Annotated in this window: 22 protein-coding genes and 2 pseudogenes; 20 read left to right on the forward strand and 4 right to left on the reverse strand. The window is 41.8% G+C overall.

Features of this window, described 5'->3' with window-relative positions; genetic code table 11:
* Positions 1-9: 9 nt before the first annotated feature.
* Positions 10-1677, reverse strand: a complete 1668-nt coding sequence (locus tag L877_RS0110725; RefSeq protein WP_026836073.1) for a putative manganese-dependent inorganic diphosphatase — start codon at positions 1675-1677, stop codon at positions 10-12.
* Between the two features lie 214 nt (positions 1678-1891).
* Between L877_RS0110725 and L877_RS14140 the strand changes: the two genes are divergently transcribed.
* The 7 genes from L877_RS14140 (at position 1892) to L877_RS13085 (ending at position 11501) form a co-directional block, all read left to right on the forward strand.
* Positions 1892-3700: a PT domain-containing protein gene (locus L877_RS14140; RefSeq protein WP_026836074.1), complete on the forward strand. Its 1809-nt coding sequence runs from the start codon at positions 1892-1894 to the stop codon at positions 3698-3700.
* 34 nt (positions 3701-3734) lie between these two features.
* Positions 3735-5039 carry a serine/threonine protein kinase gene (locus L877_RS0110735; RefSeq protein ID WP_026836075.1) on the forward strand — a complete coding sequence of 435 codons (1305 nt, stop codon included), beginning with the start codon at positions 3735-3737 and terminating at the stop codon, positions 5037-5039.
* Between the two features lie 21 nt (positions 5040-5060).
* Positions 5061-6371 (forward strand): hypothetical protein, encoded by a 1311-nt coding sequence (locus tag L877_RS0110740; RefSeq protein WP_026836076.1) that lies wholly within the window; start codon positions 5061-5063, stop codon positions 6369-6371.
* A 549-nt stretch (positions 6372-6920) separates the two neighbouring features.
* Positions 6921-8030 (forward strand): UDP-galactopyranose mutase, encoded by a 1110-nt coding sequence (glf, locus tag L877_RS0110750; protein WP_026836078.1) that lies wholly within the window; start codon positions 6921-6923, stop codon positions 8028-8030.
* 20 nt (positions 8031-8050) lie between these two features.
* Complete coding sequence (locus L877_RS0110755) at positions 8051-8776, forward strand: metal ABC transporter ATP-binding protein (RefSeq protein ID WP_026836079.1); 726 nt, start codon at positions 8051-8053, stop codon at positions 8774-8776.
* Positions 8766-9599: a metal ABC transporter permease gene (locus L877_RS0110760; protein WP_026836080.1), complete on the forward strand. Its 834-nt coding sequence runs from the start codon at positions 8766-8768 to the stop codon at positions 9597-9599. The genes L877_RS0110755 and L877_RS0110760 overlap by 11 nt, the downstream gene beginning before the upstream one ends.
* Before the next feature lie 45 nt (positions 9600-9644).
* Positions 9645-11501, forward strand: coding sequence for a Na/Pi cotransporter family protein (locus L877_RS13085; protein ID WP_051437829.1), 1857 nt, complete (start codon positions 9645-9647; stop codon positions 11499-11501).
* 14 nt (positions 11502-11515) lie between these two features.
* Here the strand turns inward: L877_RS13085 and L877_RS13090 are convergent, their stop codons facing one another.
* Positions 11516-11896, reverse strand: coding sequence for a DUF2752 domain-containing protein (locus L877_RS13090; RefSeq protein WP_084554875.1), 381 nt, complete (start codon positions 11894-11896; stop codon positions 11516-11518).
* 27 nt (positions 11897-11923) lie between these two features.
* On the reverse strand, positions 11924-12259 hold the full coding sequence (locus L877_RS0110775; protein WP_026836081.1) for a DUF4234 domain-containing protein: 336 nt from the start codon (positions 12257-12259) through the stop codon (positions 11924-11926).
* Between the two features lie 241 nt (positions 12260-12500).
* Here L877_RS0110775 and L877_RS0110780 point away from each other — a divergent pair, with 241 nt between their 5' ends.
* From L877_RS0110780 to L877_RS0110800, 5 genes are all read left to right on the forward strand, one after another.
* Positions 12501-13592 carry a fibronectin type III domain-containing protein gene (locus tag L877_RS0110780; protein ID WP_026836082.1) on the forward strand — a complete coding sequence of 364 codons (1092 nt, stop codon included), beginning with the start codon at positions 12501-12503 and terminating at the stop codon, positions 13590-13592.
* A 12-nt stretch (positions 13593-13604) separates the two neighbouring features.
* Complete coding sequence (locus tag L877_RS0110785) at positions 13605-14552, forward strand: 3'-5' exoribonuclease YhaM family protein (RefSeq protein ID WP_026836083.1); 948 nt, start codon at positions 13605-13607, stop codon at positions 14550-14552.
* A 26-nt stretch (positions 14553-14578) separates the two neighbouring features.
* Positions 14579-16075: a 23S rRNA (uracil(1939)-C(5))-methyltransferase RlmD gene (rlmD, locus tag L877_RS13095; protein WP_034785707.1), complete on the forward strand. Its 1497-nt coding sequence runs from the start codon at positions 14579-14581 to the stop codon at positions 16073-16075.
* 150 nt (positions 16076-16225) lie between these two features.
* The gene (locus L877_RS0110795) at positions 16226-16804 is read left to right on the forward strand and encodes a type IV toxin-antitoxin system AbiEi family antitoxin domain-containing protein (protein ID WP_034785709.1); all 579 of its coding nucleotides are present in this window, start codon (positions 16226-16228) and stop codon (positions 16802-16804) included.
* The gene (locus tag L877_RS0110800) at positions 16804-17685 is read left to right on the forward strand and encodes a nucleotidyl transferase AbiEii/AbiGii toxin family protein (RefSeq protein WP_026836085.1); all 882 of its coding nucleotides are present in this window, start codon (positions 16804-16806) and stop codon (positions 17683-17685) included. Before L877_RS0110795 ends, L877_RS0110800 begins: the two co-directional genes overlap by 1 nt.
* Positions 17686-18068: 383 nt before the next feature.
* Here the strand turns inward: L877_RS0110800 and L877_RS13990 are convergent.
* Positions 18069-18338: pseudogene (locus L877_RS13990) on the reverse strand (IS110 family transposase); the annotation flags it as partial.
* A gap of 15 nt (positions 18339-18353) precedes the next feature.
* Between L877_RS13990 and L877_RS13100 the strand changes: the two are divergent.
* From L877_RS13100 to L877_RS14600, 8 genes and pseudogenes are all read left to right on the forward strand, one after another.
* Positions 18354-18638 carry a recombinase family protein gene (locus L877_RS13100; RefSeq protein WP_051437832.1) on the forward strand — a complete coding sequence of 95 codons (285 nt, stop codon included), beginning with the start codon at positions 18354-18356 and terminating at the stop codon, positions 18636-18638.
* 807 nt (positions 18639-19445) lie between these two features.
* Positions 19446-19584: pseudogene (locus L877_RS14595) on the forward strand (DapH/DapD/GlmU-related protein); the annotation flags it as partial.
* A 552-nt stretch (positions 19585-20136) separates the two neighbouring features.
* Entirely contained in the window at positions 20137-21369 is a 1233-nt protein-coding gene (locus L877_RS0110825; RefSeq protein ID WP_026836087.1) for an ATP-binding protein, read from the forward strand.
* Positions 21370-21599: 230 nt separating this feature from the next.
* A complete protein-coding gene (locus tag L877_RS0110830) occupies positions 21600-22685 on the forward strand; it encodes a Fic family protein (protein WP_026836088.1) in 1086 nt (361 codons plus the stop codon).
* Positions 22686-22852: 167 nt separating this feature from the next.
* Positions 22853-23059, forward strand: a complete 207-nt coding sequence (locus L877_RS0110835) for a helix-turn-helix domain-containing protein (RefSeq protein WP_026836089.1) — start codon at positions 22853-22855, stop codon at positions 23057-23059.
* Positions 23056-24069 (forward strand): virulence RhuM family protein, encoded by a 1014-nt coding sequence (locus L877_RS0110840; protein ID WP_026836090.1) that lies wholly within the window; start codon positions 23056-23058, stop codon positions 24067-24069. The genes L877_RS0110835 and L877_RS0110840 overlap by 4 nt, the downstream gene beginning before the upstream one ends.
* 79 nt (positions 24070-24148) lie before the next feature.
* A complete protein-coding gene (locus L877_RS0110845; RefSeq protein WP_026836091.1) occupies positions 24149-24337 on the forward strand; it encodes a hypothetical protein in 189 nt (62 codons plus the stop codon).
* Positions 24338-24406: 69 nt separating this feature from the next.
* On the forward strand, positions 24407-24565 hold a 159-nt coding region (locus L877_RS14600; RefSeq protein WP_034785712.1), incomplete at its 3' end, for a transposase.

Consider the following 24565-nt stretch of genomic DNA (forward strand, 5'->3'; position numbering starts at 1 on the left):
CATCCTTTTTTAGCTTTGCAAAACAGCTACCAAGCTAGGAATTAATTGTTTCTTCCTTGAAACCAATCCCTTTAAACGAATATCCTTCGGGTTTCCGTGAAGTTGGAATGCTTCGAGTGCAACTTCTCGCGCCTTGTCTCCAAAACAAAGCAACTCAGTGGATTCCTTCACGATATTTGTTAACATAACGTATACATAGTCTACATTTAGTGTACCAAGATTCTGCGTTAGGTAAGGTGATATCTTATCGCGAATCTCGCCAAGTTCGATGCTGTTCATCGAATTAATCTGACTTACGATAAATGACTTGTCTCCCACATCAAACTTCTTTCGGTCCTGATTGAAAATCTCTTCAGGTTCCTTGGAGCTCAAGTCGCTTCCCGCTGCGAACATGTCAACTGAGAATTCTTCAATCTCCACGCCGCTAATCTCTGATAGAGTCTCTGCAGCATCCCTGTCATAGGAGGTGCAGGTAGGTGAGCGGAACATGAGAGTGTCACTGAGAATAGCTGCCAATAGAAGTCCGGCAATGTTCTTCGGAATGTCAACGCCATACTCGTTGTACATCTGGAAAATAATCGTCGCCGTGCATCCCACTGGTTGGTTTCTAAATAACACAGGTTCGAGAGTCTCAAGAGTTCCTATTCTATGATGGTCTATAATCTCCATGATGTCAGCGAACTCGATGCCATCAACGGCTTGACTTGTTTCGTTGTGATCTACGAGAATCAGCTTTTTCTTTCGGAGATTGATGAGATTACGTCTCGAAATCATACCGACGTACTTTCCATCTTCATCTAGAATAGGGAAATCGCGATATCTCTTCTTTCCCATAATTCCTCTAATATCTTCAGTTTTATCTGTCAGATTAAATGTCGTGAGCCTCTCCTTTTTCATAAAGTGCTCAATCGGCATACTTTGGTTGATCATTCTCGCTGCTGTGAATGTGTCATATGGTGTGACGATAATGCTGCATCCGTGTTCTACGGCTAACTTGCATATTGTCAGTGACACGGGAGCATCCATACAAACTATAATACAAGCGGCTCCCATCTCTATGGCACAAAGCTGCGATTCGTATCTGTTACCAAGAATCACCATATCTCCGTCGTGAATATGCTCTTCCATAACATCCGGATTGGCTGCGGCTATAAGTACCTCGCCATTCTCGTAAAATGCATTCTCATCACCGACGATCATCTTGGCTTCAAGCGTCTCCAGGACATTCTTATAAGAAGTTCCTGCAGTTGAGAGAATTCTGTTATCGTATACGTCCATGTAAGCTGTTGCAATATCTCCGATTGTAATTAGTCCCTCTAGTTCACGATCCCTTGACGTGATCGGAAGTGTAACAACATCGTACTCCTTCATCATGTTCCATGCCTTTTTCAAAGAAATATCTCCTGACACTCCTTTGGTTTCTCTAATCTCGATATCTGACACTTCTGTCATAACATCCTCGACATATAGAGGAGCATGAGTCTGAAAGTACTTTAATACATATTGCGTTTCTTGATTGAGCTGTCCAGCTCTTGCCGGTATAAATTCCCTAACCATATTGCTATACTTGCCAATTGTATTGCAAAGATTGGCATATGCTATTGCTGAACAGATTGAATCTGTGTCGGGGTTCTTGTGCCCCATCACGTAAACATTGACTTTTCTCTCTAAATTCATAAACTACACCTGATGCTTGAAATTTTAAAACTTTTTAATATTTTACCACCTGAGAAGTGTTTTGTAAAGAAAAAAACCATAAAAAAACAATAAAATGATTAGACATATTATGGCGAGACATGAAGCGGGAAATTTATAGCTGATTGACTGAAAAAATGAACTGTGATATAGTGATAATTAGGGAGAAAAGCACCATTTTTAAGGAGAGAAGAAGATGGATTTTTTGAGAAAAATGTTCGCACTTGCATTGGCTGTGGCGATGTGTGTTAGTTGTGGCTCCGAATATTTGTCTGTGGCGGAAGCTGCAGTAACTGAAGTGCCAATTGGCGTGGTGGATGAAGAGCCGGATGGAGATTATTTGTCGGACTATTATGTTTACGAAGGGGGATATCTTGAGTTTCAGTCAAGCAAGGGACCATATTATATGATAGACTATATCAATGGCAAAATCTTGGAATGTTCCAGCCCTGCGGAGTTAAAGGCCTGTCAGCTGTCTGAGGACGGAAAGACGTTGGTCGTGACGGTAAATGGCGTTCAGTTGCCGGTAGATAGCACATATACTTTCGATGTGAGTAGAATTGGGCATAGATACTATTATTTTGACGTTATGGAGACGTATTCGGTAGATAAGTATGGTGAGCTTAGTTTTGATACCAAATTTGGTCCTGTTTACTTCATCAATTATATAGAAGGAAAGGTTCTCAGTACAACCGGTGGAGATGCCGCAATCAAGGATATAAAGCTCTCTGAGGATGGCAAGACTCTTGAGCTTACGGTTTGGTCTGATGAGAGACCGGAAGATACTAAGTATGTATTTGATTTGAGCAGGCTAGAGAAAAAGGATTTGGTGGAAAAGTACAAGGTTTACTCGGATGGAATCATAGAATTCCGGTGCAGCAAGAGCCCGAGGTATCTCATTGATTATGTAAATGGTCGGATATTGGAGTGCGATAGCAGTGGCACACCGGTCATGAAAAAATGTCAGATTTCAGAAGATGGAAGTAGCTTGGAGCTTCTTCTATACTGTGATCAGGTTCCGATGGACAGAAAATTTGTATTTGACTTGACAAGTAATAATGCAGGAAGGCCGTATTTTGAGGGGAATGCCAGTTTTGCACCAACTGTGGCACCAACTAAGGCGCCGACTGCGGCACCAACTGAGGAGCCGACTGCGGAGCCGACTGTGGCACCAACGACAGAGCCAACAGTAGTACCAACTGAGGAGCCGACTGCAGAGCCAACTATAGAGCCAACTTTGGCACCGACAATTGCCCCGACAGAGGCGCCTGTGTCGATGATGAGGATTGTGTCAACAGAAGCCCCTACGGAAGCGCCCGCAGAGATATCTGCAGAGACGCCAACGGAGGTACCGACGTCTACGCCGGCAGCAGTTGCGACGAACACTCCCAAGTTTGTGCTTTTGGGAAATCAGTTAAAGGTACAGAAAACGTCTAAAAACCATGTGGCAAATACCGCTGATGAGGTGGAGATTAAGTCGGCAAAAAACAGCTCCGGTGAAGTGGTGCTGAAGTGGAATGAGAAGGAAACAGAAAATAAGAAAGTTTATGTATACAGATCGACTCATAAAAATGGCAAGTATAAGAAAGTCGGCACAATCAACGGCGGTGTTTTCAGGGATAAACGTGCAGAGGGAGGAAGAGCTTACTATTACAAGATACGCATAAAGGGGCAAAAGGAGTACAGTATACCTGTAAAGGTGAATGTAAAGGTGCGAAAACCTAAAATTGCAATTAAGCACCGCAAATCACTGAAAAATGTGAGATATCTTGAGATTAACGCGAAGCGTTGGGATGGAAATAGGATTTGTATTTATGTCAAAAAAGGCAAGTCCAAATACAGGAAAGTTAAGCTGAAAAGCAGCGTTATCAATAAGAATAAACATATTTATAATTTGGCATATAATAGAAGTGGTATAAAGGCAACATTGATGATTTATACAATTCAAAAAAGCGGCGGGAAGAATATTGAGAGTCCCAAAGTGTACAAGAAAGTAGTGCTTTAGGACACGGTTTTACGGCGCATATGGTGGTGAAGATATGAGCAGTTTGTGTGACGGAAGATATAAGATTGAGAAAACTATAGGTCACGGCGGTTTTGGCACGATTTACAAGGCGCTTGATACTAAGGTTGAGGTAGCTGTTGCGATTAAGGAGATTAGCTATCGAACCGAATCAGAGCGCCAGGGAGTTGTCAGAGAAGCCAAGATGGCAGCTGGTTTTTTTGACTTGGACGGCATTGCCACCGCTAGGGATTTTTTTGAGGAGGACGGCAAAGCATATATTGTAACAGAATATGTCAAGGGCATTAGTATTAGTCAGTATATTGCCGAGAAAGGTCGTATTCCCGGAGCGGACGCTTTGAAAATGGTCCGCCCGATCATAGAGTCACTTGCCAAGGTTCACAAGAGAGGGATTATTCATAGAGATATTAGTGCCGACAATGTTATGATAACCGGGGACGGGAAGTTAAAGCTGATAGATTTTGGGGCTGCAAAGTCCCTTGAGAAGGCGCAGAATGGCAACAATACCGTTGTATTTAAGAGGGGATATGCGCCGGTTGAGCAGTACCGAGAGAATGCCAAACAGGGAACCTGGACAGATGTATACTCTTTATGTGCCACTATTTACTACATGGTTTCGGGAATAATTCCAGAGGATGCTCTGGAGCGAGTATTTAATGACAAATTAATTGATTTGGAAAAGGTACAGGGGATAGGGCTCTCTTCGAATCAGAAAAAGACTATAATGGCGGGGATGAGGCTTGAGCCGGAGGAGCGTCTTCAGACAATGGAAGCGCTTTATGAAAGCTTATATAATCAGATTCCGACAGATTGTGAGTACCCTGAGATTTATACTACTAAGACAGAGACAAATCTTCCGGAGGGAAAACAGTCTACGGAAGAGTTGAGAGCCGAGATAGATAGTTTTTTTGGTGAAAAAAAACGCAAAGGGGGAGCTGGCAAGATAGTTGTAGGGATTTTGGGTATAGTTTTGTTGTTGGGGATTATATATGTCATATTTGGCAGAGGTAATGCCAATTACTCTGGCGACTCTATACCAAGGGCAGTGGTAACTGCGGTGCCACAGCCAAGCGAGGAGTCCGAAACTGTGGCATCGATTGCGCCTACGGAAACTCCGAGAGCAACTGAGAAACCGGCAAAGAAAATTACCAAACCCCGAGCGACCAAAAAGCCTAAGAAAGCTGAGAAAACAAAAGCTCGCGTCAAGAAGAAAAGAGAAGTATCGGTGGCAACGGCGGCACCAAAAGTCACAAGGGAGACGCCTAAGCCGAGAGTAAACTCTAAGAAAAGAGACAATGTGAGACTTGATGGGAGTTTGTAGTAATTCGGAGAATGGTGAGAGATGAATAGAGAGTATGAAGATATAAAGAATGAATTTCACAGGAAATTTTCGGATTATTTTATAAGAGAATACTTTGGAGTTTCGGAACCGAAAAAGCTAAATGATGCAGAGATTGACAGGTACTGCAATGCAACGATAAAGGCATTGGGGGATGCGGAAGTTGCCAGTGTAAGCACAATAAAAAAGTGGTTTGGTATAAAGGGAAGTGGGAAGCCTGCCAGACGACATTTGTTTAGAATGGCATTTGTCCTTGGCTTTGACGGAGAGAAGCTAGAGGAATTCCTTGTTTATGGGATATCAGAACCAGGAATTCAGCTCAATGATTACAGGGAGATCATGGCGCTATACTGCTTGGACAATGGTCTGAGTTATTACGAGTATGAAGAGATGATTGAGTTTTTTGAGATGAAGTATGACATGTCGGTGGAGTTTAGTCAGGACACTCATACGGCGAGAATCAAGAAACAGTATCAGGAGGCCAAGAACAAGGATAAAAAGGAATTTTTGCTGTGGATGTGTAGCAACATGGCGATGTTTAAGGGATATAGCAAGGTGACGTATAATTGCTTTGTGAATTTGATGGATAGGGTTTATGAGTGTATTCGTGAGAATATTTACGAGCAGATGATCAGAGAACTTAGACTTGTGGGATTTGATGAGTGGGTTCATGAAAATCAAGTTGACGAGGGAGAATATGGGAGTGAGATTATTCGATTTGTCAAGAACAAGCTGAGAACCAAGGAGTTTGAAAATAGCGAGCGAGCGGAGATATTGCGCGAGTGTCGCAAGTATGCCAATATTGTCTATTCTCCCAAGACGCAGGTGAGTACGTTGATCCGGGAACTGATACCGGATCGAGAAGACATGACGGGAGAAAGTGAGGCATATGTGGAGAAGCTGGGTCTTGAAATGTCCAAATTCAGCTCGACCTACATATCCAATATTATACATATTTCCGATCAAAAGGTTGACGAGATGGAGATAATAAAGCAGATGCACGAGGCACGGGGAAAAGAGCGGGATGAGCTCAGAAAGAAGCTACAGCTCAAGAGGAAGCGAATGGGATTTGTGCAGCGCCGAGATATCATTATTCCTGCCCATTATATCTCCCAGTGCGAGTATTTGAGGGAAAGTGGAGACAGAGGGTATGATGGACAGGAGGCGAAGGAGTACTTTGTGAACTTTGTCAATAAGTACCTAGATATCTGCGGCATGCGAGAGATAGATCCTCGTTATGAGTTTGATTATATGGTTCTTGAGTGTTTCAAGCGAGATGATTTTGTATTTTTTACGGAACTTTTTGACGCGTGAGCACATGTATAAAGCGAGAAAAGTGACGGAACATTTTTCTGAAAAAAGTAAAAATATTCGGTTCAATGTATGCTTATAATAAGGCAAGAAAGGGCGAAATTAAGCAATGGATAATATTAATGCCATGCTATGTCGAGGCATTTTGATAGTATTGTTGTTTGTAAGGGCCCATTAGTTTAAAATATTACAGTTATTTATGAGGAGAATTGTATACATTGAACGAAGCAGCGAGAGTACTTTCCCTGTATATTGAATTACAGGAAGGTAAAAGGGTAAAGAAACAAGAGTATTGTAATAGGATGAATTGTTCTACAAGGACATTCGATAGGGACATATGCGTCATAAGGAATACTTTACATGAGTGCTTTATTCCATTGGAGTTGACGTATGATAATATTAACAAAGAATATTTTATAAAAAAGATAAGTATCGAAGGCTAGCCAATGTGGCTGGCCTTTTTTGCTGATTGATAAAACTTGCCTTGTATGGTATAATGTAACATTAGGGGAGAAGGCCCCTGAGTAGATGTTATGTGAAAGGAATAGAAATATGTACGATTATTTGGTTGTGGGAGCCGGCCTATATGGCGCGATTTTTGCAAGAGAAGCTGCAGATAAGGGAAAGAAAGTCCTAGTTATTGACAAGAGGCCCAATGTCGGTGGGAATATTTATACGGAGAAGATTGAGGGCATAAATGTGCATAAGTACGGGGCCCATATCTTCCACACAAATAACAGGGAAGTGTGGGATTATGTAAATAGATATGCGGAGTTCAATCGATTTACCAACAGCCCGGTGGCTAATTACAAGGGTGAGATTTACTCGCTACCTTTTAATATGTATACATTTAATAAGATGTGGGATGTGGCTACGCCAGAGGAGGCTGAGGCTATCATCGCCAAGCAGCGTGAGGAGATTGACCATGAGCCAACTAATCTCGAGGAGCAGGCGATTTCTTTGGTGGGGCGCGACATCTATGAGAAATTGATTAAAGGATATACGGAGAAGCAGTGGGGAAGGGATTGTAAGGACCTTCCGGCATTTATCATCAAGCGTCTTCCGGTTCGCTTGACCTATGATAACAATTACTTTAATGCAAAGTATCAGGGAATCCCAATCGGTGGATATACGAGGATGATTGAAAATATTCTGAAGGGGATAGAGGTGGAAACTGAGGTGGACTTCTTGGAAAATAGAGAACACTACAGCTCTATCGCAGAGAATATAGTATATACGGGAGCGATTGACGCCTACTTTGATTACAAATTGGGGACTCTCGAGTACAGGTCGGTCAGATTTGAAAATGAGACATATGACAAGCCAAGTTTTCAGGGAAATGCGGCGGTGAATTATACAGATAGAGAGACTCCTTGGACGAGAATAATTGAGCACAAGTGGTTTGAGTTTGGTAAGGACGAGGAGGGGAACGACCTTCCGAAGACCATTATCAGCAGAGAGTTTTCATCGGAGTGGAAGCCGGGAGATGAACCATATTATCCGGTGAATGATGAGAAGAATTCGAGCCTGTATGGAGAGTACAAAAAGCTGGCAGATGCCGAAGAAAAGGTTATCTTCGGGGGAAGGCTGGGAGAGTATAAGTACTATGATATGGATACAACTATAGAATCTGTTTTGGCTAAGTGCAGAGAGGTTCTATGATTTGATATAGGAGGAACGAGATGTCATTGTTAAAAGTTGACAACTTAACATTGGGTTATTCTTCTAGGATTGTTGCGGAAAATATCAGCTTTTCTGTCGAAGAGGGAGATTATCTCTGCGTGGTTGGAGAGAATGGCTCCGGAAAGTCAACTCTTATGAAGACATTGCTTGGGTTGCAGGAGCCCATAAGTGGAGAGATCCAAGTGGGAGACGGGCTGAAGCGGAATGAGATTGGCTATTTGCCACAGCAAACCGTGGTTCAGAGAGATTTTCCGGCATCGGTGCAAGAGGTGGTTCAATCCGGATGTCAGGCGAGAATGGGCATCAGACCATTTTACAATAGAGAAGAAAAAAAGATGGTCAGAGAGGCCATGGAGAAGCTGGGGATCCTCGACATAGCGGGAAAGAGTTACAGGCATTTGTCCGGAGGACAGCAGCAGAGGGTGCTTCTTGCGAGGGCGCTATGTGCTACCAGGAGGATACTTCTTTTAGACGAACCGGTATCAGGACTTGATCCCAAGGTGACTATGGAGATGTATGAAATCATCAAGACGCTGAATGACGAGGGTGTCACCATAATTATGATTAGTCATGATATTGAGGCGGCCGTGAAATATGCGAGCAACATTCTTCATGTGGGAAATCGCGTGTTCTTCGGAACGAAGGAAGACTATAGAAACAGTGAGATTGGAAGGTACTTTCTCGAGGGTGTGAACCAGGATGGAGGTGCGGAAGATGTGGGATAAGATTGTAGAGTATTTGCAGTTTCCGCCCGTTCAGAGAGCGCTTATCGTGGGCATTTTGATAGCGCTTTGTGCGTCGCTTTTGGGCGTGACGCTGGTTCTCAAGAGGCTGTCATTTATCGGAGATGGACTGTCTCATGTGGCTTTTGGAGCATTGGCCATTGCCAGTGTGCTGAAAGTGACTAACAATATGTTGATAATTATGCCCGTGACGGTTCTCGCGGCTGTGCTTTTGCTGAGACCCGGTCAAAATACTAAGATAAAGGGTGATGCGGCAATTGCCATGTTGTCCGTCAGTGCATTGGCATTTGGATATTTGCTTATGAATATTTTCTCCACATCGTCGAACCTAGGGGGAGATGTGTGTTCTACTCTGTTTGGCTCATCGGCGATTCTGACGCTGAGCGATATTGATGTGGGGATTTGTATATCATTTTCGGTTGTGGTGATTATCGCTTTTGTCTTGTTTTACAACAAGATTTTTGCCATCACCTTTGATGAGAACTTCTCGAAAGCATCAGGAGTAAAGACGGGGAGTTACAATCTGCTATTGGCAGTGATAATTGCGGTTATCATTGTCTTGGCCATGAACCTGGTTGGATCACTTCTGATATCGGCCTTGATTATATTCCCGGCGCTCTCGGCCATGAGAATATTTAACAGCTTTAAGAGAGTTACGATTTGTTCGGGGATCTTCGCCATTATATGCGCATTGGTGGGGATGTTTATCTCTATCATAGCAGGAACACCTGTCGGTTCTACTATAGTGGCGGCAAATGTAGGAATATTCGTTGTTTGTAGTTTGATTAGGTTAGTGAAGAGATAGTCTGAGTGATGTGCCCTACAGACTAGAGATTTGAGGAGAATAGACATGGATATAATGTCGATATTAAAGCTATTAGGCGGAATTGGAATGTTTTTATACGGTATGAATCTCCTAGATTCATCCATAGGTAAATTTGCGGGAGGAGCTCTTGAGAGACGACTTGAGAGAGTGACGACAGATAAGAAAAAAAGAATGAATCCCATAAAGGGATGGGGGCTTGGAATGGGCGTGACAGCTGTGGTTCAGAGCTCGGCGGCTACGACGATTATGCTGGTTGGATTTATCAATGCGGGTATCATGAAGGTGGCTCAGGCTCTCCCGGCTGTATTTGGTGCTAATGTTGGAAGTACTATGACAGCCCAGATTCTGCGTCTTGGAGACGTGGGTGATGGAAGTATTGCTGCGGAGTTGGTTAGCCCGATTGCCATTGCGCCATTGCTTGCGGGTATCGGAGCATTTATCATTCTCTTCATCAAGAGCGACAAGATGAAGAATATAGCGGGTGTGCTAGTGGGGCTCGGTTTGCTGTTTTACGGAATGCTCCTCATGGAAGAGGTTTTTGAGATGCTTCGCGACATCCAACAATTTCGCGTGTTTGTCGACTATCTGAGAAATCCTATTCTTGGCGTAGTTTTGGGAATAATCGTGACTATCCTGCTTCAGAGTTCAACGGCGTCAGTGGGTGTTTTGCAGGCGCTTACGGTTACGGGAATTATAAGCTATTCGGTAGCTATTCCCATCATAATCGGTGAAAATCTTGGAAAATGTTCCGCCACATTTATTAGAAGTATTGGTTCGAACAGGAATTCCAAGAGATTAGTTGTGGGACATCTTCTCTTTAACTTGGCGGGAGCGGTGATATTCTCAGCTATTATCTTGATTCTCAATAATACGGTTGGACTTGCATTTATGAGCGATATCACAAACAGAGGAAGCATAGCGACAGTTCACTTGTTGTTCAACCTCATTGCCAGTTTGGTATTGATTCCTTTCTCGGAGACCATCGCGAAGTTCACAGAGAAAATAGTCGGCGGAGTGGACAAGAAGTCAGATGGCGAGTTTGTTGCGCTTGATGACATGCTTCTTAATACACCGACAGTTGCGCTAGAGCAGTGTCGCGAGGTGATGGGAAGGATGAGCGATGCCATTATCGCCAACTACGAGCTGGCAGTCGGACTCATATATGAGTATGATGAAAGCAAGATGGAGATGTTGGAGGAAAATGAGAGTTTTATAGATCAGTGCGAGACGGCTTTGTCTGCATATGTTATTCGAATCGATCGCAAGAGACTTACCCATGAGAATAAGCTCCTTATGCATGAGATACTGAATTCTATCGGAGATTTCGAGCGAATGGGCGACTACTGTATGAATATAGCATATGTTGCCAAGGAGAAGAATGAGCAGGGAATCAGCTTTTCTAAGGGCGGACACGATGAGGTCGGAGTTATTATATCTGCAGTGGAATATGTATTAGAGACTACGATGAGTGCTTTCAGAGATGAAGATATGGCTATTGCCACGAGGGTAGAGCCGCTGTATGATGCAGTAAATGACCTGAAGGAAGTCATCAAGGAGCGCCATATAGAGCGTCTTCAGGAGGGTATCTGTAGTAGTGAGGGCGGTGTTTCGCTCTTTGATATGATTAATAGTTTTGAGAGAATCTCAGCACATGCTGCCAATGTATCCCTTCATGTCATCAAAAAAGCCAAAGATGACAGCTCGTTTGACGAGATGCACGGCCATGCCACAGATAATCATAGTGATGAGTATAAGGCACTTTACCGCTATTATGCAAGTAAGTATATCGATCCGGTGGTTAGTGTTTCGGCTATCTCCGGACATGGTGGATCGAAGAGAGAAAAGGAGAAAAACTCCAAGAAAAAGAAGAAATCTAAGTAGTATTTTGCAACCAATTATATGCCAATTATGTTCCTGACAACGCCGAAAATGAGCAGGATGATGACGGCAACTAACATGATTATTTTGTCGAATTTGGTCTCTCCTAGCTCGCCGGTGCGTATGTAGATTATGATTTTTCGTATGACAAATGGAACGGCAATCAAACAGATGATAAATACAACCGGATTGTCAAGAAAAGCCTGGTGGAAATCAAAGTGGAGTGTACTGTGAACCATATGCGTCATTCCACAACCGGGGCACTTGAGTCCGGTTATCTTTTTAAACATGCAGGGGATGTAGAATCCCGTGATAGATGCAATCTTATAATATAGCAATAAAAAAAAGAGCAAAGACAGGTTAAAAATAATAACTTGTAATGCTCTTTTTTTCATCATAAAACTCCTTTTACGTAAGAAGCGTAATTATGCACGCTTGTTAATCTCATTCTGAATCAAGCAGTAGTCAACGATTGCCAACTCGAAGATTGCAAGGATGAGGTAGAGAATTGCATTGTTTCCACCTGCTGAACCTTCGCTCTCCTGAAGCTCGTCGATTCTCTTACCTACAGAATACAACCAGTACCAACCATAGATACCACATGTTACGATAGTAAGCAAGATTACTGTTACTCCTCCTGGACCGTCGCATCCTGTCATTGTATTACTCTCTTCTACGAGGCAATACATCCAGTAGATACCGTAAATACCACATGTTACAATACTTAGTATTACACATACCGCAATGTTTCTTTCCTTCATATTACGAAGACCTCCTATACTTTTTTGGGTGCCAACGAATGGACATAAATATAGCATAAAAACTATGTTTACAAATCATTCCATCACACCTCACATCTAACTAAAATTATATATGATAAGGGGGAAAGTGTCAAGAAAAATAAGGCTCGTTTTGCCCCCAGCTTTACATTTTTTGCGGTTTGTGTTAAAATGTATTGACAGTTTGTTGTTAAGCTAGATGTAAAAGGAAGGAAGAAAAAAAATGAGAGATAAAATCGTAACATTATTGATAGTGGCACTTGCGCTTTCTAGCATATATGTGCCCGGAAATTTAAAAGCGGAACAAATTCCCACAATAGGACAGAGTGGTTTGAATTCTGAGACCCCATCAGTAGAGAGTCCGGATGCTAGTATTGTTCCCGGTTCAGCTACTCCGGCAGTGTCCCCAATTGTGACACCAAGTAAGAGATTAGTTGTCAAAGACAAGGATTGCTACAGAGTGGCAAAGAGCACTGACGGGAAGTCGTGCGAGATCGTTGCATATACAGGTGATAAAAATGTGACAACCCTATATTTGCCGGCAAAGGTTGACGGGAAAAAAGTCACAGGAATCGCAGATAATACATTCGCCGACTGCCTTTTCTTGAAGAACTTGGTTCTGGCAAGTGATGCGGAGATCCTCGGTGACGGAACATTTTCCAAGAATACAGAGATTCAGTTCTGGGGCAAGAGCGGATATAAAGCGCAGAAGTACGCCACAGAAAAGGGGCTTAAGTACCACGTGCTTCAGGCAACGGCCAAGGTGACTACCAAGAAAAATGGCTCATGGAAGAAGGCAAAAGTTACTTGGACTGGGGTAAAAGGTGCAGTTAGCTATGCTATTTACAGAAAAAAAGGAAAGGGAAAATATTCCGCGATAGCCACAGTAAAAGCGGCGACATACAGCGATGCAAAGCTTGGTCTTGGAGCTAAGTATACTTACAAGGTTGCAGCCAAGTATAAGGCTGAGGACGATGAGGTAATCGAGTCAACTGTGACGAAGACAGGCACATATACCACAAAGCCCGGGAAACTCAAGAAAGTAAAGGCTTACGGCGTGAGTGGAGGAATCTATGTCAAGTGGGCGCGCAACAAGTCGATGGCGGGTTACCAGGTATATATGAAAGTCCATGTTTCAGGATTTAAGACGAGTTTTAACAGAGTGAAGACTCTGAAGAAGAATAATATTACAGGATATCGTTGCAAGATGCTTGTCCGAGGAATGAAGTACAGCTACAAAGTAAGAGGGTACTGCAAGGTGGGCAAGAAGAAAGTTTACGGCGATTTTGTGAAGGTTACAGCAAAGGCCAAATAGGAGGGGCGATTTATGTATTACATTAAGGACTACCGCGAAGGAGATAAGTTTTCAGGAGTATATCTGTGTAAGCAGAAGCAGATACTGAAGTCAAAGGCTGGAAAAACATACTATTCACTTATGCTTCAGGATAAGACAGGAGCTGTTGATGGCAAGATTTGGGATCTGACCAATGCCATTAATAATTTTGAGGAGCTTGATTATATCAGTTGCGAGGGATTCGTGACTAGTTATCAGGGAAATCTTCAAATAAACATTAGCAGAGTGAGAGTGGCAGATGAAGGTGAATTCGATCCCGCTGACTATATTCCTACAACTAAGAAGGATAGAGGTCAGATGTTGGGAGAGATTAATCAATACGTTCAAAGCGTCACAAACCCATATCTGTCAAAGCTTTTGAAGATGTTTTTTGTTGAGGATCAGAAATTTGTCAAGGCATTTTCCGAGAATTCGGCGGCCAAAAGTGTGCATCACGGATTCTGGGGTGGGCTTTTGGAGCACACTCTCAGCGTGACTAATATGTGTCAGTATTATGCGGAACATTATCCTGTGATTAATAGAGATTTATTGATTGCAGCAGCATTGTTCCATGATATCGGAAAGATTGAAGAATTTACAAAGTTTCCGAAGAATGATTACTCAGACGAAGGACAGCTTTTGGGACATATTTACATAGGTGCTTCGAAAGTTGACGCAGCGGCATCTAGCATACCGGGATTTCCGGAAAAGTTGAAGACAGAGCTGATTCACTGCATCTTGGCTCATCATGGAAAGCTTGAATTTGGCTCGCCAAAGGTGCCGGCATTGGTTGAGGCTATGGCACTCCATATGGCGGACAATACAGATGCAAAACTCCAGACGATGACTGAGATGTTTGAGAAGGCCGGAGATAACATGGGTTGGCTTGGATTCAGCAGAGTTCTCGACAGCAATGTCAGACAGACCTCTAGGGAAGAATAGGAACCAAGAGCTGATATGGTGGAGAAATGACATTTAAAAAGAATCAGATTGTTGAATTGTATATAGACGATTTAGGAACTAACGGAGAGGGCATTGGCCATATTGATGGCTATGCCCTATTTGTAGTTGGTGCACTCCCCGGAGAGCGAGTGAGAGTGGGGATAATGAAGTGCAAGAAAAACTATGGATTTGCAAGGCTGGTGGAGGTGCTGGAGAGCCCAGCCGAAGCCGGAAGAATTCAGCCAAGATGTGAGGTCGCCAGGCAGTGCGGAGGATGCTCTCTGCAGCATATGACTTACGAAAAGCAGCTTGCATATAAAGAGAAAAAGGTAAAAGACTGTCTAGAGCGAATCGGGGGAGTTTGCTTTGAATCCCCGGTAGAAGAGGATTGCAAAAGTGGTTCTACGGCAGTAGAAAATGTTCCGCAGTTCCAGAACATAATAGGCATGGATGAGCCTTGGTATTATCGCAATAAAGTTCAGCTTCCCGTTAGGATGGGAAAGGATGGGCAGATTGTGACGGGCTTCTTTGCAGGTCGGACACATGACGTCATCCCTGTGGATGAGTGCTTTTTGGAGAATGAGAGCTTTAGACCCGTAGTCGGAACATTTATAAGTATAATGAGGGATATGGGAATCGCTCCCTATGATGAGAAAAACCACACGGGAATAGTCAGGCATATATATATCAGAAGTGCGCATATAAGTGGGGATGTCATGGCTTGTATCGTTGTGAACAGTGACATCGATGGATTTGTTGAGAAGTACGGCGAGGCGATTGTCAGGGAGATGTCAGACAAGGTTTCGACGATTCTGGTGAATTCCAATACAGAGCGCACTAACGTGGTGCTTGGCAGGGAGATGCGAGCAATCTATGGCGACGGAAATCTAATTGATAACATCGGAGATATGAAGTATAAGATTTCCCCTCACTCCTTCTATCAGGTGAACCCGGTGCAAACGGAAAAACTCTATAATACCGCCCTTGAATTCGCAGGAATCCGCGGTGGTGAGGTGGTCTGGGATATGTATTGCGGCATCGGGACTATTTCTCTTTTCCTGGCGGATAAAGTCGGGGCTTCGGGAAAAGTTATTGGGGTGGAAATCGTTGAGGATGCCATCAAAAATGCCAAGGAAAATGCAAGGTTAAATGGTCTCAAGAACACAGCTTTTTACTGCGGGGCAGCAGAGGATGTGGTGGGCTCTCGTGAAATAATAGAGCGCGAGGGCGAGGAAGTTATGCATCCTGATGTGGTTGTAGTTGATCCACCGAGAAAGGGATGCGACGCTTCACTGCTCGCCACAATTCTAAAGATGGCACCCGCACGAGTCGTGTATGTTAGCTGTGATCCGGCAACCCTCGCTAGGGACGTGAAGATTTTGTGTGAGGGAGAGGGGGAAGTGGCATATTCTGTGAAAAAGGTGAGGCCGGTAGATATGTTTCCGTGGAGTGGGCATGTGGAAAGTATCGCACTTTTGGAGCGGGTGAGCAACCGAAAAGCGGATGCAAAGGTGCATAACTGATGCATAAAATTATCAGTAGCTCATTTTATATCATTAATCTTACTACCGGACTTTGATGACCTTTGATTTAGTTCGGCTAATAAAAATAACTGCCGAATTTAGTTGAAATATTTCTTCGAATCGTGTATAATATAAGCGGAGGTGATTCATGTGAACATATTCGCTGAAAACAAGAAGTTTATCACAACTAGCGAACTGAAGGATCTGGGCTATTCATATTACAAGATTGGTAAGCTTGAAGAACAAGGTATACTGTCACGGGTAAACCGGAGCACTTATGAAAACCTCACATATACGGGTGATGAGAACGACTTTTTCAGCGCGGAAGCTTTTGTACCGAATGGTGTTATATGTCTGATGAGTGCAGCACGGTATTACGAACTTACCAATTTCCTTCCTGATGCCGTGGATGTTGCTATTGAAAGAAAGAAAAAGGTTAATACGCTACCGGAATGGCCGGTGATCAGGCTCTTTTATTTTGATCCATCTCGGATGGATCTCGGAGTAACTGAAGTCAGGGATGGCGATAACTGCTTCCACATCTTCGATATCGAGAAAACCGTGGTCGATATCATTTACTACAGGAACAAAATCGGTATTGAGGAGACAGCTGAGGTGCTCAGGAATTACCTGAAACGCAGGGACAGGCAGATTGACAGGCTTTATGCTTATGCAAAACGTCTGCGCTGCGAGAAGATTGTAAGAACGTATCTGGAGGTGCTTGTGTAATGAATGCTGATTCAGTAAAGGCGAGACTTAAGAACTTCGCAGTAAAAAACGGCTGTACTTTTCAGGAAGCCCTTACTTATTACGGGTTGGAGAGAACAATTTACCGCATTTCCGTGTCCAAATATGCGGATCAATTTGTTTTAAAAGGCGGCATCTTCTTGTATGCGATATTTAACCGCAAATATGAACGGGCAACGACGGATGTGGATTTACTTGCAAGGCGTATTTCCAATAGTGGTGAAGAGATGAAGAGCGTATTCCGAGATATTCTCTCTCAGGATATCGATGATGCGCTTGTATTTGATACAGATTCTATAGCTGTGGAGGACATAACGGAGTTTAAGGGATATCACGGTCTTCACATCTCAGCCGTTGGATATCTTGATCGAACAAAGATTCCGGTTGGCATTGATATCGGTTTTGGGGATGTGATCTATCCTGATGCAGTGAAAATGGACTTCCCCGTTATACTCAATATGGATCCGCCGCGAGTAAACGCCTACTCGCTGGAATCATCTATTGCGGAGAAGTTGGAAGCTATTATACATAACGGTTATCTGAACAGCAGATATAAGGATTTTTATGACATCTATGTTCTATCCCAAAAGTACGAATTCTCATATGAGGAACTTCGAAATGCTGTTGTTGAGACCTTTAAGAACAGAAAAACAAAGATGACGATGGATTCTGCTGCATTCGGAGATGAGTTCCTGAATGATCCGATGCTTCAGACAAGATGGAATTCATTCCTGAAAAAGAAAAAGGCGCTTATCCAGGTATCCATGACAGATATGATGGTTAGGGTAAAAGAATTTGTCTGTCCGTTGCTTGAAGGAGCAGTAAAAGCAAAATGGAATCCTGAAAATGGAATATGGGAATAACGCAATTTGAAATGTAAGATTGTAGTGGGTTGTGTGAAAACTGTGAAAAACTAAAACAATGCGAATAAAAAGAGATACAAGTTGTCTTCTGATGCTGAAATAAAAGGGAACTTGATATTTTTTATAATGAGCACAGGAGTAATTGTTCAAATTGTGGTAAGCCATTTATAGAAGGAGATACGGCACATTTAGGCTATTTGAAAGGAAGAAAACCTGCTGTTTTGTGTGATAAGTGTGCACCTTTGCTTAAAGAAACAGTTATACGATACTATTGGCAAAATCTGGAGTATGAGGAACCTTCTCCAGATAGTATACTGTGGCGATATATGGATTTGGCAAAGTTTGTGTCATAAATGCTTTATAAATGGATTCTGTTGACACGTTGCTATCTGTGAAGCGCTGGGCATTTCGCTGAGCAAAGCATAGATAGATGACATATGGATGGTCGGAACAAGGTTTTCAAGCTCAGGAAACAAAATATCTATCAGCCTTGAAACAGCGGTTTTAAGCCTCGCACGACGTCTTACCAATTCAAATCTGTGACGAGATAGTGACTTTAGCTCTTCATTGTGGTATGATGTACCTGAGTAGGGCTTGAGTGTCCTATCGGTTATTAACATCATAGCGATCGAGCGGGCGTCGACTTTATCAGTGATCTGATTCTCGCTTTGCTTTCATATGTGGCAGAGAGCGAGTACAGAACTATTCATCAAAGACAGGCTGAAGGTATCGCTGCAGCAAAAGCAAGGGGATTTAAGTTTGGCAGACCACCAAAACAATTGCCCGAGAACTTCCATGAAGTATATCAGAAATGGAAATCGGGGAAGCTATCTGTTGCAGAAACAGTCAGAGAGTGCAATATGCCAAGATCCACATTCTACTACAAAGCTAAGGTGTACAAGAATTCCACATATTTAGATGACTTAAAAAATCCAAGAAGGTGTACCTTTTAAGATGATGCTTTTTGTAGCATTCAACTAATATAAATAAAGAAAAAATGTGCATGAATTCACGATATTTGATACAATAGTAATTGTAAATAAAAAAATCCAAAAAGGTACACATTTTTAAAGGAGAGGATGATTATGCATATAGATGACAGATTTAGGATGATATGTACAGAGATAGAGGATTGCATTTTTCATGGAAAAAAAGAATTCTACATATACCCTTTTGGGGCTGTGGGCACACAAGTAAAAGAAATACTGAATGGTCGATATGGAATAACAGAAAAAGGTGTAATAGATAACAAGTTATCATATATAAGAAATAATGTTTTAAAGATATCGGATATACAAGAGAAAGACTTAAACTCGGAAAGTGTTATAATTGTATCTTCCGAAGATGGAAATATTATGAAATCTATAGTAAAGTCGTTACCAGCGTTTATAAAGTCTGACCAAGTAACCTTTGCTTTGGCAAATGTATGGGAAGAGTGTCTCACAGATAACATGGATTTTGATATTTTTTATAAGCATTGCAAGGTTGGTAAAAGAACTTCACAGTATAAATCATTATTAACACCATTTGCAGTTGCGGAAAACATCGGACGCTATTGTAACATAAATTACACGGCAAGAATAGTGCTTAATCATTCATTAGATTTAATATCAATACATAGTGGATTATTAGAATATAGAGCATGGGAGTCAGAAATGGAGTATCAAAAAAAGTGCGAATATGTAAGTAAATATGGAAAGCACCATGATAACTGTTGGGCTTATTATGACAAGCCAACGAGAAAGAATCCCCCAGTGAATATTGGAAATGATGTATGGATTGGACAAAATGTTATTATTTTGCCAGGTGTAACTATTCATGATGGAGCGGTTTGTGCTGCTGGAGCAGTTGTAACTCATGATGTCCCACCGTATACAATAGTAGGTGGTGTGCCTGCAAAACCAATACGAAAAAGATATTCAGATGACGTGATAGAAAAACTATTATCAATTCGGTGGTGGGATTGGACAGACGAAAAAATAAGAGAAAATATAGAGTATTTTTATCAACCGGAGAAGTTTGTTGAAAAATTTTATATATGAGGAAAATGAATACGTTGCAGGATTAGGAGCACTTTAGAGAAATCTAAGGTGCTTTCTTTTTGCAATAATTCCTCGGAGGAATTTTGCAAAAACACCAGAACGAAGAAAAGGAGATTATCCCTTGGAGAGATAATCTCTTTTTCGTTTGCGCGCCATGGGCGCGCTCTAACGGGTGTAAGTCCCGAACACGCCCAGATAGTGGGAAGTGTATAGCCGACCGAATAGCAAGGGTGTCCATCGTGAAGTGGAATCTGAAGGAAGCTGTAAGCAAATCTCTGGTCCGACGGACAGAAATCACACATAGAAAAAGACCTGTTAACAATACAACAATTCAAAAATGTGAAAAAATGTTGCAATAACTTGCATATTTCAATCACTTCTCGTATAATATACGTGAGGTGATTTTTATATGAAACTGTTTAGGCGAGAAAAGTATATATCACGAATAAGACCTTTTTTACATGATACTGACATAATCAAGGTTATAACAGGAATACGACGCTCAGGGAAGTCGAGTCTGCTGCAAACTGTTGTAGAAGAATTGATGGAAAGCGGCGTGAGTAAAAATAATATATTCTTTTATAACCTTGACAAATACGGCTATAAAAATATTAAAACTCCGGAAGCATTGGAAGAATTACTGTTTGGTGGTGAACACTCCGAGGGAATTAAGTATGTTTTTATCGATGAGATACAGAACGTTGAAGGCTTTGAGCCGGTATTGGAAGCGCTTAGACTGGAAGAGGATTATTCTATTTTCATCACAGGATCTAACTCTTACCTGTTGAGCGGCGAATTGGCGACCAAACTTACCGGACGATATTTAGAATTTGAGATTCAGACTCTTGGGTTTGATGAGTATGAAGCAATGAAGGCATTTTATGGAAAGATGATCGACACAGATATGCTAAGAGAATTTGACTCATATCTGATTGGCGGTGGTTTCCCTAAAGCGCTATTTTATGATGAACTGAATGATAGGCAGTTGTATGTAAAAACAGTTCTTGACGACATATTCAATAAGGACATAAAAGGGCGGGTCAAGATCAAGAATGTTGAGGCTTTCAATATTGTAAGAAATTATGTGATAAATAATTTTGGTTCAACTGTCAGCATTAGTAACATATGCGATGATCTTAAGAAAACAGGGATAGCGATTACTCGTCCTACGATTACCAGATATATACAGGCGCTGTGTGATGCCAAGATCATCAGTGAATGTACCCGCTTTGACATGAAATCCAGACGTTCTATGAAGAATGAAAAGAAGTATTATCTGGCTGATCTTAGTATTTACTTTTCGATCAACACTGATAACAGGATAAATTATGGACCGGTGCTTGAAAACGTGGTTTATCAATATGCAAGGTCAATGGGATATAAGGTGAGCGTCGGAAGGATTGGTAACTTGGAATGTGATTTTGTATTGCGCAGCATACAGAATGAATATGCTTATGTACAAGTAGCCTTAACGATCATGGATAGCAAAAATACAGAAGACAGAGAGTACAGGCCTCTTGAAAACATAGCAGACGGCTATCCGAAATATCTGATTACACGAAGAGATCTGATACAAAAAAGAAATGGAATAAAACATGTAGATATCATAGATTTTATTCTTGGCCAGAAAATGTTTGATTGATTCAATATTGTTAAATTCTTGCTCACGCAACAGGCAAGAACGGAAACATCGTCGATATGAAAATGTATGCGCTTGTAAAGCAATAGTTTTTTTGTTGCTCACAGAACCGAACGTCGAAAGCTGCGTGCTCCTCGAGCGTGTGAACAACCGAAAAGCAGATTCTTATGTGAAACTGAATGTGAAGATGGAAGATTACTATCGGATTAAAGATGCAGAAGGTGGTGAAGCGAATGGATGATATAAAAAAAGATCCTTTTGAGGAATATATAAAGAATCTGCCTCCTTCAAGGAAGGAGATGGGTCAGGCCTGGTCTGCCGCAATAGGACTTCAGGATGTGGACGGATTAAAAACATCCGAATACCTTTATGCTACAGCCAGGAAAAACATTGATGGAGAAATATCCATTGATGAGGCTGGCGAGCTAATTGATTCATATTACGAGATCAGACAGGGAAGAAAAGAGCACGGGACCGAAGAAGCCGACAAGGTGGCTCAGAGAATTGCAAAATTATTGTCAGATAAGGCATTTGTATTTTCTCCGGCTCAATACATATCTATTCATAGAGAACTGTTCAAAGGAATTTATTCTCATGCAGGAAAAATCAGAGATTATAATATCACTAAGAAAGAATGGGTTCTGGATGGAAATACTGTGTCATATGGGCATGCACTTGATCTTAAGGAGACTCTTGAATATGATTTTTCACAGGAAAGGAACTTCCGTTACAATGGGCTAACAATGACAGAAGTAATCCATCATTTGTCGGTTTTTATCTCCAGACTTTGGCAGATTCATGTGTTTGGCGAAGGAAATACGCGAACTACAGCAGTATTCTTTATAAAGTATTTGAGGCAATTGGGGTTTGAAGCGGATAATGATATGTTTGCTGAGCATTCGTGGTATTTTAGAAATGCATTGGTTCGCGCTAATTACAGTAATATTAAAAAAGGAATCTACGAAACGACGGATTTCCTTGAGCTGTTCCTGCAAAATCTGCTGCTTGACGGGAAAAATGAACTCCATAACAGAGAAATGCATGTGGGTGGCATGTTTTCGAAAAAGAAGGGGATTGACCCAATAAAACGGGGAATTGACCCAATAAATGACCCAATAAACATAGTTGAGCTTAGTGAAAGAGAGAAAAAGATACTTGAACTCTTGAGACAGGATCCGACTTTGACTAGAGCTAAGATGGCGGGAATTCTTGGGTGTTCCGACGCGACTATAAAGAGAGCATTAGGATCTATGGTACAGAAAAATGTTATACGTCGTATTGGGTCAAACAAGAAGGGAGAATGGGTCATCAATTCTTGAAACAGATTGTTATAGAGAGGGCAATAGGGCTTATAGATTATTGGTGCAATAAAGATATCCGCAGCCTTATCCAAATGTCGTTTCCCAGACATTGGATTATGCATATTGTGGTTCGAATGAATATGTGATATACTTTGAATATAAACACGCAATGCGAGGGGGAGAATATGGATATAGCTAAATCGATAAAAGAACTACGAGAAAGCACAGGGATGTCGCGTAAAGACTTTTCAGAGCATACGGGGATCCCTGTTCGCACTTTGGAAGACTGGGAAGCGGGAAGGAGAACACCACCGGAATACATTCCCAGACTTATTGCTTACCAGTTGAAGTATGAGGAATTGGTGAAAGGGAAGGAGGATAACCTTCTATGAGAGATTTTGATAAGCAAATGGAAATGGTTCTCTATCATTCAGATGAAGGAGATGTTTCTGTTAATGCATACATTAAAGACGAGAGTATTTGGATAACACAGAAGGCGATGGCAGAGCTGTTTGGCGTCAATGTGCCTGATATATCGAAACATCTTTCCAATATATATGATGAAGGTGAATTGACGAAAGAGGCAACTATTTCCAAAATGGAAATAGTTCAACGAGAAGGAAACAGAGATGTAAAGAGAACTCCGATTTTTTACAATCTAGACGCAATTATTTCTGTTGGATATCGTGTGAATTCAATTAAGGCAACAAAATTTCGCATCTGGGCTACTACAGTTCTTAAGGAATACATGACGAAAGGCTTTGTTCTGGATGATGACCGACTGAAGCAAGGAAAAACTGCTTTCGGAAAAGATTACTTCCGCGAGTTGTTGGAGCGAGTTCGTTCGATTCGTGCCAGCGAGCGGCGTATCTGGCAGCAGATTACAGATATTTTTGCTGAGTGTAGCATTGATTACACAAAGGATTCCGAAGTGGCTTATCATTTTTATGCAACGATACAGAACAAGTTTCATTATGCAATCACAAATCATACCGCTGCAGAGATAGTATACGAATCAGCAGATCATGAAAAAGAGCATATGGGACTTACAACCTGGAAGAATGCTCCGGATGGCAGAATACTGAAATCAGATGTTTCAGTTGCAAAGAACTATCTGGACGAAAAGCAGATTCGAAGGTTGGAACGTGCTGTTACAGGATATTTTGATTATATCGAGGATTTGATTGAGCGTGAGAATGTATTCACGATGGAAGAGTTTGAAAAGAGCGTAAATGCTTTTCTTGAATTCCGTCAGTATAAGATTCTTAAGGATAACGGAAGAATATCTCATAAGCAGGCGATGGATAAGGCCAATGCCGAATATGAGATATTTAACAAGACCCAGCCTATTGAATCAGATTTTGATAAGGCAGTAAAGAAAATGCTCAAGGAGCAAAACTAAACCGGACTAATAAAAAAAACAATGTGGCGGATTGTTGGCGGAAAACGATATGGGCATTGGGAAATAGGAGGGTAATGAGATGGATAAAGTTTGGTCAGAAAAGAATAAGGAGATTCAGAAACTGCTGACAAAGGAAGCGACCTTTGAAGAGGCGATAGGGAAGCTTGCGTCCTTCCGGACGGAGATGTTTGAGCAGATAACGCAGATCGTGAACGGATATCCGGAGAAGGCATTCGCCGAGATGCCCTATAATGGTCTCATAAATTAAGACACTGAAAAAGACATTTCTTAATGAATCTGATATACTATAATCAAACCAAGAAAGAAGGTACTTATTATGTCCAGATCAAGAAGAAATTTCAGTGCAGAATTTAAAACCAACCTAGTTCTCCAATTGCTCAAAGGCGAGAAAGAATTAAATGTTCTTGCCGTAGAAAATGATATCCAACCAAATCTCCTCCGCAATTGGAAGAAGGAATTCCTTGCTAATGCCTCG

Source organism: Eubacterium xylanophilum ATCC 35991 (assembly GCF_000518685.1).
Classification (GTDB): Bacteria; Bacillota; Clostridia; order Lachnospirales; family Lachnospiraceae; genus Eubacterium_F; species Eubacterium_F xylanophilum.

What these genes read in the sequence shown, in the direction of transcription:
- L877_RS0110725 (WP_026836073.1), bottom strand. Translation starts at nt 1,677, where the DNA reads ATGAATTTAGAGAGAAAAGTCAATGTTTACGTGATGGGGCACAAGAAC.
- L877_RS14140 (WP_026836074.1), top strand. Translation starts at nt 1,892, where the DNA reads ATGGATTTTTTGAGAAAAATGTTCGCACTTGCATTGGCTGTGGCGATG.
- L877_RS0110735 (WP_026836075.1), top strand. Translation starts at nt 3,735, where the DNA reads ATGAGCAGTTTGTGTGACGGAAGATATAAGATTGAGAAAACTATAGGT.
- L877_RS0110740 (WP_026836076.1), top strand. Translation starts at nt 5,061, where the DNA reads ATGAATAGAGAGTATGAAGATATAAAGAATGAATTTCACAGGAAATTT.
- glf (WP_026836078.1), top strand. Translation starts at nt 6,921, where the DNA reads ATGTACGATTATTTGGTTGTGGGAGCCGGCCTATATGGCGCGATTTTT.
- L877_RS0110755 (WP_026836079.1), top strand. Translation starts at nt 8,051, where the DNA reads ATGTCATTGTTAAAAGTTGACAACTTAACATTGGGTTATTCTTCTAGG.
- L877_RS0110760 (WP_026836080.1), top strand. Translation starts at nt 8,766, where the DNA reads ATGTGGGATAAGATTGTAGAGTATTTGCAGTTTCCGCCCGTTCAGAGA.
- L877_RS13085 (WP_051437829.1), top strand. Translation starts at nt 9,645, where the DNA reads ATGGATATAATGTCGATATTAAAGCTATTAGGCGGAATTGGAATGTTT.
- L877_RS13090 (WP_084554875.1), bottom strand. Translation starts at nt 11,896, where the DNA reads ATGATGAAAAAAAGAGCATTACAAGTTATTATTTTTAACCTGTCTTTG.
- L877_RS0110775 (WP_026836081.1), bottom strand. Translation starts at nt 12,259, where the DNA reads ATGAAGGAAAGAAACATTGCGGTATGTGTAATACTAAGTATTGTAACA.
- L877_RS0110780 (WP_026836082.1), top strand. Translation starts at nt 12,501, where the DNA reads ATGAGAGATAAAATCGTAACATTATTGATAGTGGCACTTGCGCTTTCT.
- L877_RS0110785 (WP_026836083.1), top strand. Translation starts at nt 13,605, where the DNA reads ATGTATTACATTAAGGACTACCGCGAAGGAGATAAGTTTTCAGGAGTA.
- rlmD (WP_034785707.1), top strand. Translation starts at nt 14,579, where the DNA reads ATGACATTTAAAAAGAATCAGATTGTTGAATTGTATATAGACGATTTA.
- L877_RS0110800 (WP_026836085.1), top strand. Translation starts at nt 16,804, where the DNA reads ATGAATGCTGATTCAGTAAAGGCGAGACTTAAGAACTTCGCAGTAAAA.
- L877_RS0110825 (WP_026836087.1), top strand. Translation starts at nt 20,137, where the DNA reads ATGAAACTGTTTAGGCGAGAAAAGTATATATCACGAATAAGACCTTTT.
- L877_RS0110830 (WP_026836088.1), top strand. Translation starts at nt 21,600, where the DNA reads ATGGATGATATAAAAAAAGATCCTTTTGAGGAATATATAAAGAATCTG.
- L877_RS0110835 (WP_026836089.1), top strand. Translation starts at nt 22,853, where the DNA reads ATGGATATAGCTAAATCGATAAAAGAACTACGAGAAAGCACAGGGATG.
- L877_RS0110840 (WP_026836090.1), top strand. Translation starts at nt 23,056, where the DNA reads ATGAGAGATTTTGATAAGCAAATGGAAATGGTTCTCTATCATTCAGAT.
- L877_RS0110845 (WP_026836091.1), top strand. Translation starts at nt 24,149, where the DNA reads ATGGATAAAGTTTGGTCAGAAAAGAATAAGGAGATTCAGAAACTGCTG.